Below are 14,285 nucleotides of genomic sequence, written 5' to 3'. Positions count from 1 at the left end.
TAACATAGATACATAGGATTTTTTTGTTATCTATTTGGCAACTTTATTATCAAAAAAAATATTACTAAAGAAAATGGACTCAGGTTCTTTATTTAAAATTTTGCTAATTTGCCACATTTCGGTCTCAGAAAAATCAGCATATCCATTTTCTTTTCTATTATATGTTGATTCTGATATCCCTAGTTCTTTAGCTATATCAGACTGCTTTAAATTACATGATGCTCTTAATCCTTTTAGCTTAAAGTTAGCCTGTTTTTTTATCAACATTCTCATCTCCTTTTCTTTGTTATCCATTTGGTAACTTTATTATATTATCTATTCGGCAACTTGTCAATGATATTTAATAAAAATATTCTATTTTTGGCAACTTAATTGAGATTATTGGCAACTAAATGATATTATAGCTTTAAAGAGGTGTTATTATGGCAACTTTCCAAGAAAGAATGAAAGAAATTAGAACTGAAAAAGATATAACATTAGAAGACTTAGCAAAAGCTTTAAATACAACTAAATCGACTCTTTCTAGATATGAAAATAACTTAAGAGTACCAAATGTTGATTTCATAAATCAATTAGCAAAATATTTTAATGTTTCAGTAGATTATCTATTAGGTAATACAGATAACCCAAACATTAAAAATTCTGAATCTAAATTAACTAAAAAAGATGAAAAAGATATACAAAAAGCTCTTAGTAAAACATTAGAACAGTTAGAAAGCTCCCAAGATGGTCTCATGTTTGATGGTGAACCAATGGATGAGACTACTAGAGAGATGCTAAGAATAAGCATTGAAAACTCAATGCGAATTGCTAAAGAAGCTGCTAAAAAATATACTCCTAAAAAATACAGAAAATAATATTTTATGGGGGAATGGGTAAATGAGAAAAGTAATAAAAGAAGAAGTTGAACGTCTTATAAAAAAACATAAAACAAATGACCCATTTGAAATAGCAGCTTCTGAGCATATTCTAATATTTGAAGAACCTTTAGGTTTGATCAATGGTTATTATAATAAGTTTGTTAGACAAAAAATGATACATATAAACTCTAATCTAAAAGATCATAAATTCAAAAAATTTTTCACTTGTGCTCATGAACTTGGACATGCTACTATACATCCTAATGCAAATACTCCATTTTTGAGGAATAATACCTTTTTCTCGATTGATAGATTAGAAATTGAAGCTAATACATTTGCAGTTTTTATGACAATCCCTGAAGATCTTTTATTTGCTTATGAAGGATTTACCTGTGAGCAAATTTCAAAAGCTGAGGACATTCCTGTACAAGCTTTAAAGTTGAGATTTATGGATTTATTGAGGTGATTACACATTGTATTATAAAGATACATTTAATAGCCTAATTAAAAATTCTAAGTTAAAAAGATCATATGAACTTTCTATGGCTCTTTTATCAATAATCATTATTATAATGATTATCTTAGAATATATGAATACATTATCACTAAAAGAAACTGAAATAATGGATATTACAGATAACGTAATAACAATAGTATTTGCAATAGATTATTTTACTCGACTTATATTATCCAAAAATAAGAAAGAATTCTTTAAACATAACATTATAGATTTAATAGCCATTATACCATTTAATAGTATATTTCAAGTTGCACGTATACTAAAAATTACTCGTCTAGCCCGTCTTACAAAAATATTTAAAGTATTTAGACTTCTAAGAGTTTTTGTGTTATTAGAAAAATTTAAGAAGAACATGGATGATTTTTTTAAAACAAATAATTTTCATTATGCTGTTTGGATTACTTTTACTACTGTAATAATCGGAGCTGTTGGTATGTATTTAGCTGAAGGTAGATCTTTTACCGATAGCCTTTGGTGGAGTTTTGTTACTGTAACAACCGTTGGATATGGAGATATATCACCTTCAACTACATCTGGCCGAATTATTGCTGCAATATTAATGCTTGTAGGTATAGGATTTTTAGGTATACTCACAGGTACTATTTCTACATTCTTTATAAAGCAAGAAAAAGAAGAACTTCCATCACTAAAAAATGAGACTATCGAAATGATAAAATCCAGGTTAAACAACTATGAGAATTTAACCAATGATGATTTGGATTTTATCTGCAATTTAATACAATCATTAAAACATGAATAAGTTACTAAAGTAAAAATAAATTATTATATCCTTTTAGTTGAATAGTTTACTTTTGCATTATATAATGTAAAAATAAGTAGTTTTGTATTATATAATAGGAAAAATAAGTAGTTTTGTATTATATAATAGGAAAAATCAAATAAATATTAAGGATATAAAATATATGTGTAAAAAATTAGAAAAACTAAGAGATAAATTAAATAGAATGTTAGATTCAGATAAGTATACATATGAAGAAATACTGGAAGTAAGTCAGAAATTGGACAAGCTAGTTGTTGATTATTATAAGTCTCATGAGAATCAGATTTAAGCTAAAAATTTTTTGGATTAAATCTGATTTTTTTTACAAATTATGAAGGAAAAAATAAATTATTGTAGAATATAATAAAATGTAGTAAATATACTATTAAATATCATGGGAGGTTATTAAAATGAAAACGATTAAAAAATTACTAACAGTAAAAGCAATGAAAGCTATTGGTACTGCTGCTTTATTTTTAGGAACATTAGTTATAGTACCAACATCAACTCTCTCAGGGCATCAACCAAAATGCCCTGACGAACTTCTAAAGTAATAGCCTAATTGTTTTTCACAAAGGTTTTATAAGATAATCTAAAACATTATTTTTTAACTATACCTTTGTGAAAAACTTAGAATTAAAGGAGCGAATATATGGATGTTATAAAAGAAATAGTGCTAGATAGTATTGAATCATTCCTTCTTTTAGGAATTTTTCAAACATTATATAATAAAAAAAAATTTATAATACAAAATAAATTAAAATCAATTTTATTTTGCACATTATTTGTATTCATAACTTATTGGAGTACATTTCATATAATTAATATCTATCACTCACTAATTATTACACTAGTTGGTATTTTATTATTAGCTTATATTACAAGAACAAGAATATATATTTCAGCTGTTGTATTTTTTTTGTTTCTTATAATAATTTCTATAACTGAATATTTTACTGAAACCATTGAAATGCTTGTATTTAATGTAGATCTTAATCAAATTTTTTTAAATCCTAAATACTCAGTTATTTTTATAGTAACTTCTAAAATATTACAAATAATTATTGTATTGTTATTTTTTAAATTCAGGACCTATTTTACTAAATTTAAATTATTTGAAAAAGAAGGCATACTCTTTTCTAACTTAATAATTCAAATGGGCATTTTTGGACTTTTCGTGTTTAGTATTAATTTTGGTATTTTTAATATAAAAAATATTAAGCTGTTTAATTTCGTTATATTTATTGTATATTTTATATTTTTGCTATTACAATTAAATGAATTGAAAGAATATAGACGATTTGTAAATATAGAGGCTAGATATAAAATACAAGAACATCAGATTAAAAATATGGAAGAAATGCTTAGTATAATTAGACAAGAAAAACATGATTTTGCAAATCATATTAATGTTATATGGGGTTTGTGCTCATTAAATAAACCAAATGCTGTTGAACAGATAAAAAAATATGTAATCGGGATTTCAGGTACACTTCATTCATCATTTAAATACATAGATACTGGTAATGATTGTTTAAGTGCATTATTATCTATAAAAAATAGTTATGCAGTAAAAAACAATATAAATTTTAATGTAATAATTGATGAACCATTTAGTTCTATAGAAATTAATGAAAATGATTTAATAAGTATTATTAGCAATCTTGTAGACAATGCATTTGAAGCATTCCAACTTAAGTCCAACATTGAAAATAAAGAAATATCAATTGAAACTTTCAGTGAAAGTAATAAATTTTTTATTGAAATATCCAATAATGGAGATATGATTCCTGAAGATATTCAAGATAAAATTTTTGATAGAGGATTTTCTACAAAAACCAAAAAATCACAAGACCATGGATTTGGATTATATATAATTAAGCAATTAATCAAACAAAACAACGGTAATATATTTTTAGAAAGCACTCCCGAAAGAACTAAATTTATGATTGAATTTAAAATGAAGGAGTTAAATAAATGAGTAAACTTATAAATTCTTTCGTAACAAAAATTTCTGAATCTAATCCTGAATTTTCAGATTTAGATTTGAAGAAAATGGAATACGGACTAATCTGTGCTTTTGATGAAATTACAAAGCTCGTTCCATATTTTATTGTATTCTGGATATTTTCTTTACAAAAATATTATATAGTTGCCCTCATATTTTTTTGCCCTATTAGGCTATTTTCAGGTGGATACCATGCAAAAACTTACTGGGGCTGCTTTTTCATAAGTCTCATTGAATTTTTTATGATAATTATTTGTGGTAAATATATAATGATAAATAATGCTATTATAATAATATTGTTAGTTATTTCATTTATATTTATTTGTATCTTCTCTCCTGTAGATAATATTAATAAAAGAATTAAAAGTGAAAATCGAAAGAAAAACTTAAAAATTATTCTATATTAATTACTCTGATTCTAATTATAGCATGTTATTTCATTCCATATAAATTTTTAATTACTGCTGTAATATCGATTATTAGTGCAACAATAATGATGATGATTGGAAAAATAAATATAGAAGTATAATAAATATAAAAATTTAACTAATAATAATTTAGATTTTATTTTAAAAATGTGGTACATACAGACCACATATATTTTTTATTTTTCATTAGAACATATGTTTGTTATACTTTTATATAATAAAAGTATACTTAAAAAAATAATTTTGTTCAAAACATGAATAAATGACGAATTACTTAGGTAGATAAAATTGTACTTTGAAAATTGAATAATATGGTGGCTATATAATAGTATCTAATATATTTCATTTTTAATAATGGGGTATACATGACTGTGGTATAATTTATATATGTTTAAGAATGAATTATAGAATTTTGCGAAATAAAATGTACTTAAAATGGAAAATAGTTATATATGGGGGAATGTATATGAAGTTTTTTCATGTAGATGTCTTTTCATCAAAAACAATGAGTGGAAATGGTCTCACAGTTGTTTTTCCAGAACAACCACTAGATGATGAAATACTATTGAAAATTACTCAAGAATTTAGACAATTTGAAACTATTTTTATTTTTGAAAGAAATGAAAGTGAAGCTTTCCCAGTTAGGATATTTACAGTGGATGAAGAGTTAACTTTTGCTGGTCATCCAATATTGGGTGCTAGTGCTGTAATCCATAATTTATTTTTTTCTTCTGAAAATATTGCACGAATATTATTTGATATATCAGGGAGAACTGTAAATATTAAATCTAAAAAATCAGAGGGTATATATAATGTAACAATGAATCAGGGATCACCAAAATTTATACAAAAAATTGAAAAAAATGCTTATAGTGAGATTGCAGCTACTTTAAATATCAGAGAATATGATATTGATGAAAACTTTCCTGTTGAAGTTATATCTACTGGGTTACCATATCTTTTGGTGCCAGTAAAGGATAGGCTATCAGATACCAAAATTAATGACAAAAACTTTGAAAATTTCTTATCTAATTTTGGAGCTAAGTTTGTTTATGTATTTAATCCTGAAACTCTTGAGTGTAGAACGTGGGATAATAATGGAACAACAGAAGATATAGCAACAGGGAGTGCAGCAGGACCACTATGTGCCTATCTTGTAAAAAATAAATTAAAAAAAATAGATGAAATAATAAATATTCACCAAGGAAAATTTGTTAATAGACCAAGTATAATTCAAGGGTGGGTTTCACAAGCTTTAGGCAAACAAGAAGTTTTTATAAGTGGTAAAGTAACGTTTTTTGCATCGGGAAATATAAATATTTAATTATTTTATTAGTCGCCGTATTATTCAAATGAATTTTACGGTGTTTTTTATGTTCACAATTCAAATATATTCTGATTAAACTTTTGAAAATGACATTACATAAGGAGGTTTTATAATGAAGGTAGCAGTATACGGAAGAGTCTCGACTGAAGATCAAAAAGAGCGATCTACAATTGAGAACCAGGTAACCTTTGCAAAAAAATATTGTGATCTACATGAACTTGATATATTTAAAATTTATAAAGAAGAAGGAATAAGTGGTACTATTCCCCTTAATGAAAGAGACGAAGGTAAAAAATTAATTGAAGCTGCCAAGAATAAAGAGTTTGATACTTTACTTGTATATAAGTTAGATAGACTTGGCAGATCTGCCAGGATAACATTAAACTCTATCTATGAACTAGAATCTTATGGCCTTAAAATTAAGTCTATGACAGAGCCTTTTGATACTTCTAATCCCAGTGGCCGTTTTATGATTACAATGCTTGCTGGTGTAGCAGATTTAGAAAGAGAAACAATACTAGAAAGAATGTGGCATGGTGCAAACAGAGCTGCAAGGGATGGAAAATGGCTTGGAGGTATAGTACCTTATGGTTACTTTGTAAATGATGATAAATACCTAGAAATAAATAATAATATTATTGAGGATATAAACATGTCTGAAGCAGATGTAATAAGACTTATATTTGAATTAGTAGCTAACAAGGGCTATAGCACTATAAAAGTGTGTGATTATTTAAACTTGTTAAAGGCCCCTACATCTTATATAAAGGATTCTAGGGTAAAGTTATCTAAAGGTAAAAGAAAAGAAGCTACAGCTGGAATATGGAGGCCTAATGCAGTAAGACGTATAATAATAAATAAGACTTATATGGGAATACATGAATATGGTAAAAGAAGTAAAAAAGAAAACAGAGAAATTATAACAAGACATGTTCAAGCTATAGTAGATAATGAAGTATGGGAAAAAGCTCAAGAAACTCTTAAGTCAAATCAAATTGAATCTATGCGCAATTCTACCAGAGAGTACTTGCTTCGTAGTTTAATTAAGTGCAGTAATTGTGGATGCACCTTTACAGGTGTAAATTATAGAAAGCGTAAAGATAGAAAAGATGGCGCATATTATGTATGCTGCGGAAAACAAAACTATAAAGGCCCCTTTAACGGAAAGTGTAGTGCTAAGAATTTACCTGCAGCATGGGTTGAAAATTATGTATGGGATGATGTAGTCAATTTTATAAAGCATCCTGGTGAAGCTATAAACCAATTAGAAGACAATTTAGAAATAAAAAAATCTGAAAAAGCCAATATAATAAAACAGAGAGAACAACTTCTGTATAACATAGAAAATAAGGACAATGAAAAGCAATCCATATTAGACCTATATAGAAGCAAGCTGATCAATAATAAAGATTTAGAAATTCAGCTAAATAAAATTGCTGAAGAAATAAATCAAAGTGAAATCTTAATCAAGGAAATAGATAAGGATCTTCAATCACAAAATTCTATTGAGGCAAAATTTGATTCAGTTGAAGAACTACTTTCTAGCCTTAGATTAATTATAAATAAAGAAGATATAACTTTTGAAGATAAACGATATGTAATCTTAAGTCTTGTTGATGAAGTTAAAGTTACTACTTTAGAAGATGATTTAAAACATAAGTATGCTAAAATAGATATATCATATAAATTTGATGCAAAGAAACGTGGAAACGTCAAATCTATTAAACGCACGCTTGCCCTTGTGGCAATTATGCTTCAAATAAAGAGTGTACGTGTACAGCATATGAGAGAAAAAGATATCTTGGTAAGCTTTCAAATCCCCTTCTTGATCGCATAGATCTTTTTTCTTTTGTAAATACACTAAATTATGAAGAACTAAATAACGGAAAAAAATCAGAATCATCTGAGGACATACGAAAAAGAGTTATTAAAGCTAGAGAAATACAAATCCATAGATTAAAAAGAGATAAACTATATTGCAATGCTCAAATGGAGGAAAGACATATAAAAAAATATTGCGAACTCACTGCAGAAGCCAATAAATTTATTAAAAATATTTTTGATAAATTCCAATTGAGTACAAGAGCCTATAGCCGAATATTAAAGGTCTCAAGAACCATTGCAGATATGCGTGAAAACACACAAATAGACCATCTTGATATTATAGAGGCAATGCAATATAGAAAATTTATAAATGAAAAATTCATTTGAATATGCCTCAAATAAAATCATCAATTATATTCTCAAGAATTTATTTAGGAAATATTGTTATTTGCTGAATTATATAAAGGAATAACAATTAAGATATTATATTTTAAATGTACTTTAAAACTCTATCACTTACTTTCTAAGATGTGCCACATGGTGCATCTTTTTTTGTATTGAAAATTTCGTTTAAAATAATAGATTTACTTTTACATTTGTACAAAATCTAGATAATTATTTTATATCACTTTTAGTGATTATTATATTATTACAATATTTTTAATAATTCTTTTAGGTCAAATTTAAAACTTTCAGAGTCTGAATTATGTACTACATATAATTCATCTAGGTTTGGCAATGAAAAATTTTCATTCCTTACATACTCATCCCAATTAGATAATTTCCATGTATCCCTATCTGAATTTCTTTCTATCATTCTTTTATGAGAAATATCAGGATCACATTCAACCCAAACAGGAATTAGATTTGCATCATAGGTTTTAAGTTTATCTTTTAAAGAATTGATATATTGTCTACTCCTGAATTCTTTTGAAAATGGTGCATTTAGTATTACATGTTGGTTAAAAAGTAAACATTCAAAGGCAACTTGTAATATAGCCTCATATTCAGCATCTCTTAAATATTCCTCAAAGAATTCTGAACTTCTATTATAAGGTTCCTTTCCTGCTTTAAAAACCATTTTAGATAATGGTATTATTGAATCTTTATCCAAATATACAGGATTATTTAGCAGCCTTGCCAATTCCATAGATATATAGGTCTTACCACAACCAGGAGGAGAACCTACAAGTATGAAGTATTTTTTCATTTTAGCACCTTCCTTTTCACAAGGTATATAAGTTGTAATTAAAATTATATATTTAAATATATTAAATGTCTTTTAATTAATATAATTTATTGTAATATATATTTTAAGCTCTAGTAAACAATATTATACATTGCATATTCTATAGAACTTTATACAGTTCTATACTATTTTAAGCAAAACAATAAGATAAATGCTATTATTGCAGTTTAGTGTCCTTTTTCCTAAGATTTATTTTTTAATTCATCCAATGTATTATTTAATTATTTTATAAACATAGAAACATATGTATTGTATAATCGCCCCACTTAAAGATGCCTTACCAAAGCTACCTATTCTTTATGTAAAAATACTCCTATAATCTCTCTAAATCAAATACAAATATAAAATAAACATTCCCATGATAAAAGTAAATACTATTATAATTATTAATACTTTTTTCATTCACGTCTCCTTAATTATGCTATAAACATTCATATATTATTAATACATTATTTACATAATATCATACTATATTTAAAACGTTTGTATTTATATGTCGACACTTTATAAAAAATACAGCCTAGAGAAGTTTCCCACTCTAGGCTGTTAACTATCCAAGATATAAAAACATTTACTAATTAAAGAACAGTAATATTTTCTGCTTGTGGTCCTTTTTGTCCTTCTACTTCATTATAAGAAACCTTTTGACCCTCATCAAGTGATTTGTAACCATTTGAACTTATTTGAGAAAAGTGTGCAAAAACATCTTTTCCATCGTCTCCTGTAATAAATCCAAATCCTTTTTGTGCATTAAACCATTTAACTGTACCTGTCATATAATAAGTACCTCCAAAATTTTATTTTCTTAAACTCGTTGCAATAACCAACCAAATAAAATTTCCATACCAACATACTATATTATATGCATTTATTGAAACATATTCGTGTTTAAATTAATTACGATTCATTTAAGTTATAAATTAAGTATAACACAGATTATTCTATAAAGCAAATTATATTTTCTAATATTTCTATAAATTTATCATTTTATGGAAATAATTTATTTTATAAGTTTTGATGAATGTGTTATAAATCTTGCATATCCTTTTTCATATAGAATAAGATTTAAACTGTGATATTGTCTTAATTTTAATAAATCTTCTGATTCATATGGTTTAAGCTCACTAGATAACTCGTCAAAGGTTTTCCTGTCTCCTTCCTAAAGCAACATATAACTTGCACCACTAGCTTTAATTTCATTTTTTAGTTTAGGTATAAGTTGATCTATATAGTATGCTGATATAATTATCTTTGTGCGAAATTTCCTAAGTTGTGAAAGTACATTACATATAATAATTCCAGATGTAGGTACCTGTGGAAGTTCATCATAGAATACATTGCATCTTTTAGGTTTTTCATGCCTTGCATTTCTTAATTTTATAGCTAAAACAATTTTTGAAGTAAAGAAAGTTACTAATGCATTCTTTATTATAGCATTATTGAAGGAATCTTCTGGCATTTTAATTAATAATATAGTTTTCTCACGCTCCATAGCATCTACAAAATCAACATTGTTGCTTCAACTCATATTAAACATATATTTTAGATATATATTTTCCTGTATCAGATTTTATTAATTTATCATTTGAAAAAAATAATAAAAATATAACCTTCTCTTATTGTTAAGATTAAACAGTAATAAAACATCTATAAAATTGAAACAATAAGAAAGTAATTACAACATAATATATACGCGGAGGACAATAAATTGCGACGTAAAAAAATTATTTTATATGCTACAAGTATATTTTTAGTTATATTGATATTATTTAAAGGATTTTCCAGTTTTTATAAGCCTAGAGCAGCTCCTGCACAAAATATTATTCAAAGTAAAAAAGTGATTTATCTAACTTTTGATGATGGACCAAGCAATGTTATAACTGATAAAGTATTGGATATATTAAAAGAAAACAATGTACATGCTACTTTTTTCCTAATTGGTAATCAAATTAATGGATTAGAAAATACCGTTAGAAGAATTCATACAGAAGGTCATAGTATAGGATTGCACACGTACACACATAAACTTAAATATATTTATGCCAATGAAAATAATTTTATTAAGGAAATGCTAGATTGTAGAAATGAAATAAATAGAGTAACAGGAATTTCACCTAATATAATTAGATTTCCTTGTGGTAGTAGAAAATATCTTAATTCTAACTATTTAAGTAAATTGCATAGCTATAACTTTAAAATATATGATTGGAACGTTGAAACATCAGATGGAATAAATCCAAAACTTTCACCTTATAGGCAATACATGAGGGCTGTAAAAGAGAGTAAAAACTTATCTCAAATCGTGTTGCTTATGCATTGTGGCTATGCAAATAAGAATACCTGCAAAGCACTACCAAAAATAATTAAATACTATAAACAAAAAGGTTATGAGTTTAAAACTATTAAGGATGATACTCCTGAGATTATTCAATAGTATGCAATGAATAAAATATAAATATCTGTGAATAATCTAAATGGTTTTAAATTTTTCATTATCTAATTCTTTCAAAGATACGCCTTTATGGCGCATCTTTTTTTATGTAAAAAAATAAAGCCTAGAACAGTCTGAACTCTCACTCTAGGCTTTCCATAATTATCTACTTAATATTTAATCTCTTTGCCCCATAATAATCTGGCATATAACGAAGATCTGTTATTTTTAACTTTTCTCCTGATTTTGGTGCATGTATAAATTTACCTCCACCTATGTATATACCTACATGATAAATACCACTAGCTGTTTTTCCAAAGAATACTAAATCACCTGGTTCTAAATTACTTTTGCTAATCGAATTACCGTATTTGTATTGAGTGGATGCTTTGTGAGGTAAAGTTACACCAAAGTGACCGTATACATACTTTGTAAATCCAGAGCAATCAAATCCCGTAGGACTTTCTCCTCCCCAAACATAGTTAACACCTATAAACTGTTCAGCATATTTCACTACAGCTTGTCCTTTAGTTGTTGCTTCTACATTAGCACTAAAAACAGTAATTATGTTAAATACCATTAGTAGTGAGAAAATAAATGTTAACAATCTTTTCTTTTTCATACTTCTTCCCCTATCAAAATAATTTAGTATACAAACAACAGTTAATGCATTATTACCTTTAAATGCAAATTAAATATAGAAAAAACACTGATATTTCTACCAATGTTTTCTCTTATATTCAAATAGGTACCTGTATACTATATTATTATTTCAATGTTAAGTTCTCATTTTAAAACTATAAATTTTTTATTAATATAAAACACATACATCACTGTAAGTGCAATCTGTCTAATCTTTTAAATCATTCTATTTACTATCCAATTTTGTGATATAAACGTAATACAAAACTGCTGGATGTATATTAAAATCATCAGCAGTCTTTTTAAGTTCTTTATGCATTAATTCTAATTCCTTATATGGATTAAATTTATTTTTCCTTAGCATATCTCCTGTCTTTAAATAAATCTGCTGCTTAGTATTTTCATCTAAACTATTTATCCTTTTAATTAATTTTAATATGATATCATTTAAATTTTACTTTTATTCTATTTTTGTAACCAATTTTATAATTTTTCATACCCTATTTATGTAGTAAATTTTATGGAGGTAGTTATGTACTATACTTACAATGGCAATGTAGACATTGACAATAATAATCAGGAGATTGGCGAATATCGAGCTAATCTTTCTATGAATCCTGAGCCTTCTATGAATCCTAATCTTTCTATGAATCCTAAGCCATACCATCATGTTAATAAAAAATATACTAAGATGCCTTCTATGGCACCACATTCAGTCTGTTGCCCTATGATGCATCCAATGATCCAATGATGTATAATTATAATGATGGTTACGACGACGGCTACGATGACGGCTATGACGATGCCGATGATCCAGTTGATGATCCAGATCCTTATTATTACGATGGCCCAATAGATGACCCAGATTCTGATCCTCGTCGTAGACGCCGCAGAAGACGTAGAAGACGTAGACCTCATAGACCTCACATGATGCATATGCCTCATAGACCTTTTGGGATGTATTAAATACAAATTTAAAGGAGCACTCCGTTCAAGAGTGCTCCTTAGTATTTCTATTATCTCAAATATAGATTAATAAATTCTAAACATAAAAGTCCTCAATATCTAATTAAATTTTTCTTTACCACCTTGCTTAATGTAAAAAATTAAGCTATCAATCTTTGTGTTGGTAAATAAGCATACTGTATTATCTGCCTTACTCTTTCTTTACATATAGCATATATACCATGATATTCAGTACCATTTTCTCTTGTTTGTAACCACTCTGTAGATTGTTTTTCTCTTTTAAAATGTCCTGTAAAACATGGGCTTTTGTCTTTTGTTATTTTAAGCAAAAAAAGTACCATAATACTCAATAAGAAGTTTATGATACTTTAGAGATCACTTGATTTTTTATATTTAAATAAATTCAGAGCAAATAAAATTGTTAATTGTTTATTAAAAATTTATTTACAGCCTATTGTAGTTTATTCATAATATATTTTTCAAGAAGCTCATTCTATGAATAGGAGTTAATCCATATCGTTTTAATGCTTCTATATGCACCTTACTGCCATATCCCACATTATGCTCAAAATGATATTGTGGGTATATTTTTGCGTACTTCTTCATTAAATTATCTCTATATACCTTTGCTACAATAGAAGCACAGGCTATACTGGCACTTTTACAATCACCTTTTACAGCATATGTATTAGGTATATTAAGTTCTTTTATGGCGTATCCATCGGATATAACAAAATCGGGAGTGATTTTAAGTCTTTCTACTGCTGATTTTAAAACCTGCTGATTACAAATGCCAACCCCTTTTAGATCTATTTCTCCATTATCAATTATTGCAATATTAAAATCTATTACTTTTTCTTTTATTATTTCAGAAAGCTCTTCTCTCTTTTTTACTGATAATTTTTTAGAATCATTTATTTCCAGTATCATATCTTTATGAAATTTATTTAAATCCATGATAACAGCAGCTGCCACAATAGGTCCTGCAAGAGGACCTCTTCCAACCTCATCTACTCCTGCTAGGTATCCAGTATTAATAAAGTTCATATCAAAATCATACATATTCCTTACTCTAATTATTTCTTGCTCTTGTTTATGCCTTAAATTTAATAATTTTCTCACTAATCCCTGTACATTTTTTCTACTGTCATCTTTTAATTGTTCAGCCACATTTTCATATTCATCTATATTTAAATTATGTATATACTCTTTTATTTTTATAAAACTCATATTAGAAAAATCCATATTT

18 protein-coding genes and 2 pseudogenes are annotated in these 14,285 nt (G+C 26.7%); 12 read left to right on the top strand and 8 right to left on the bottom strand.

From position 1 onward, the window contains the following. Nucleotides 1–30 precede the first annotated feature (30 nt). Nucleotides 31–294 carry a helix-turn-helix transcriptional regulator gene (locus tag CLOPA_RS11845; protein ID WP_242834192.1) on the bottom strand — a complete coding sequence of 88 codons (264 nt, stop codon included), beginning with the start codon at nt 292–294 and terminating at the stop codon, nt 31–33. A gap of 128 nt (nt 295–422) precedes the next feature. On the opposite strand from CLOPA_RS11845, the gene CLOPA_RS11840 reads away from it, so the two are divergent. The 10 genes and pseudogenes from CLOPA_RS11840 to CLOPA_RS24385 all read left to right on the top strand — a co-directional run. Next, a complete protein-coding gene (locus CLOPA_RS11840; protein WP_015615667.1) occupies nt 423–857 on the top strand; it encodes a helix-turn-helix domain-containing protein in 435 nt (144 codons plus the stop codon). A gap of 22 nt (nt 858–879) precedes the next feature. Next, entirely contained in the window at nt 880–1,326 is a 447-nt protein-coding gene (locus CLOPA_RS11835) for an ImmA/IrrE family metallo-endopeptidase (protein WP_015615666.1), read from the top strand. A 7-nt stretch (nt 1,327–1,333) separates the two neighbouring features. Next, a complete protein-coding gene (locus tag CLOPA_RS11830; RefSeq protein WP_015615665.1) occupies nt 1,334–2,140 on the top strand; it encodes a potassium channel family protein in 807 nt (268 codons plus the stop codon). 163 nt (nt 2,141–2,303) lie between these two features. Continuing rightward, on the top strand, nt 2,304–2,450 hold the full coding sequence (locus CLOPA_RS11825; protein WP_015615664.1) for an aspartyl-phosphate phosphatase Spo0E family protein: 147 nt from the start codon (nt 2,304–2,306) through the stop codon (nt 2,448–2,450). Nucleotides 2,451–2,571: 121 nt separating this feature from the next. Beyond that, nucleotides 2,572–2,715, top strand: a complete 144-nt coding sequence (locus CLOPA_RS24390; RefSeq protein ID WP_015615663.1) for a cyclic lactone autoinducer peptide — start codon at nt 2,572–2,574, stop codon at nt 2,713–2,715. A gap of 98 nt (nt 2,716–2,813) precedes the next feature. After that, entirely contained in the window at nt 2,814–4,142 is a 1,329-nt protein-coding gene (locus CLOPA_RS11820; protein WP_015615662.1) for a sensor histidine kinase, read from the top strand. After that, nucleotides 4,139–4,698, top strand: a pseudogene (locus CLOPA_RS11815) (accessory gene regulator B family protein). The gene CLOPA_RS11820 and the pseudogene CLOPA_RS11815 overlap by 4 nt, the downstream one beginning before the upstream one ends. A 365-nt stretch (nt 4,699–5,063) precedes the next feature. After that, the gene (locus CLOPA_RS11810) at nt 5,064–5,921 is read left to right on the top strand and encodes a PhzF family phenazine biosynthesis protein (protein ID WP_015615660.1); all 858 of its coding nucleotides are present in this window, start codon (nt 5,064–5,066) and stop codon (nt 5,919–5,921) included. 115 nt (nt 5,922–6,036) lie between these two features. Beyond that, the gene (locus CLOPA_RS11805) at nt 6,037–7,761 is read left to right on the top strand and encodes a recombinase family protein (protein WP_015615659.1); all 1,725 of its coding nucleotides are present in this window, start codon (nt 6,037–6,039) and stop codon (nt 7,759–7,761) included. Beyond that, nucleotides 7,716–8,135: pseudogene (locus CLOPA_RS24385) on the top strand (YifB family Mg chelatase-like AAA ATPase); the annotation flags it as partial. The gene CLOPA_RS11805 and the pseudogene CLOPA_RS24385, both read left to right, overlap by 46 nt. Nucleotides 8,136–8,397: 262 nt before the next feature. Here the strand turns inward: CLOPA_RS24385 and CLOPA_RS11795 are convergent. From CLOPA_RS11795 to CLOPA_RS26125, 3 genes are all read right to left on the bottom strand, one after another. Continuing rightward, nucleotides 8,398–8,958 carry an AAA family ATPase gene (locus tag CLOPA_RS11795; RefSeq protein ID WP_015615658.1) on the bottom strand — a complete coding sequence of 187 codons (561 nt, stop codon included), beginning with the start codon at nt 8,956–8,958 and terminating at the stop codon, nt 8,398–8,400. Nucleotides 8,959–9,575: 617 nt separating this feature from the next. Beyond that, nucleotides 9,576–9,773: a cold-shock protein gene (locus CLOPA_RS11790; protein ID WP_015615657.1), complete on the bottom strand. Its 198-nt coding sequence runs from the start codon at nt 9,771–9,773 to the stop codon at nt 9,576–9,578. Between the two features lie 383 nt (nt 9,774–10,156). Further along, entirely contained in the window at nt 10,157–10,489 is a 333-nt protein-coding gene (locus tag CLOPA_RS26125; RefSeq protein WP_242834191.1) for a hypothetical protein, read from the bottom strand. A 216-nt stretch (nt 10,490–10,705) separates the two neighbouring features. On the opposite strand from CLOPA_RS26125, the gene CLOPA_RS11780 reads away from it, so the two are divergent. Beyond that, nucleotides 10,706–11,431, top strand: a complete 726-nt coding sequence (locus CLOPA_RS11780) for a polysaccharide deacetylase family protein (protein ID WP_015615656.1) — start codon at nt 10,706–10,708, stop codon at nt 11,429–11,431. A gap of 163 nt (nt 11,432–11,594) precedes the next feature. Here CLOPA_RS11780 and CLOPA_RS11775 read toward each other — a convergent pair whose 3' ends face one another. Together CLOPA_RS11775 and CLOPA_RS11770 are read right to left on the bottom strand one after the other, a co-directional pair. Then, on the bottom strand, nt 11,595–12,050 hold the full coding sequence (locus CLOPA_RS11775; RefSeq protein ID WP_015615655.1) for a C40 family peptidase: 456 nt from the start codon (nt 12,048–12,050) through the stop codon (nt 11,595–11,597). Nucleotides 12,051–12,296: 246 nt separating this feature from the next. Further along, nucleotides 12,297–12,434, bottom strand: coding sequence for a hypothetical protein (locus CLOPA_RS11770; RefSeq protein WP_242834190.1), 138 nt, complete (start codon nt 12,432–12,434; stop codon nt 12,297–12,299). Between the two features lie 168 nt (nt 12,435–12,602). On the opposite strand from CLOPA_RS11770, the gene CLOPA_RS26120 reads away from it, so the two are divergent. Beyond that, nucleotides 12,603–12,821 carry a hypothetical protein gene (locus CLOPA_RS26120; protein ID WP_015615654.1) on the top strand — a complete coding sequence of 73 codons (219 nt, stop codon included), beginning with the start codon at nt 12,603–12,605 and terminating at the stop codon, nt 12,819–12,821. A gap of 355 nt (nt 12,822–13,176) precedes the next feature. Here the strand turns inward: CLOPA_RS26120 and CLOPA_RS11755 are convergent, their stop codons facing one another. Both CLOPA_RS11755 and CLOPA_RS11750 read right to left on the bottom strand, forming a co-directional pair. Further along, on the bottom strand, nt 13,177–13,365 hold the full coding sequence (locus tag CLOPA_RS11755; RefSeq protein WP_172638592.1) for a hypothetical protein: 189 nt from the start codon (nt 13,363–13,365) through the stop codon (nt 13,177–13,179). A gap of 136 nt (nt 13,366–13,501) precedes the next feature. Beyond that, the gene (locus CLOPA_RS11750) at nt 13,502–14,266 is read right to left on the bottom strand and encodes a ribonuclease HII (protein WP_015615652.1); all 765 of its coding nucleotides are present in this window, start codon (nt 14,264–14,266) and stop codon (nt 13,502–13,504) included. Between the last annotated feature and the right edge of the window lie 19 nt (nt 14,267–14,285).

This window comes from Clostridium pasteurianum BC1 (assembly GCF_000389635.1).
Lineage (GTDB): Bacteria > Bacillota > Clostridia > Clostridiales > Clostridiaceae > Clostridium_I > Clostridium_I pasteurianum_A.
Note: the sequence above shows the minus strand (reverse complement) of the source record. Positions and strands in the feature narration are given on the sequence as shown.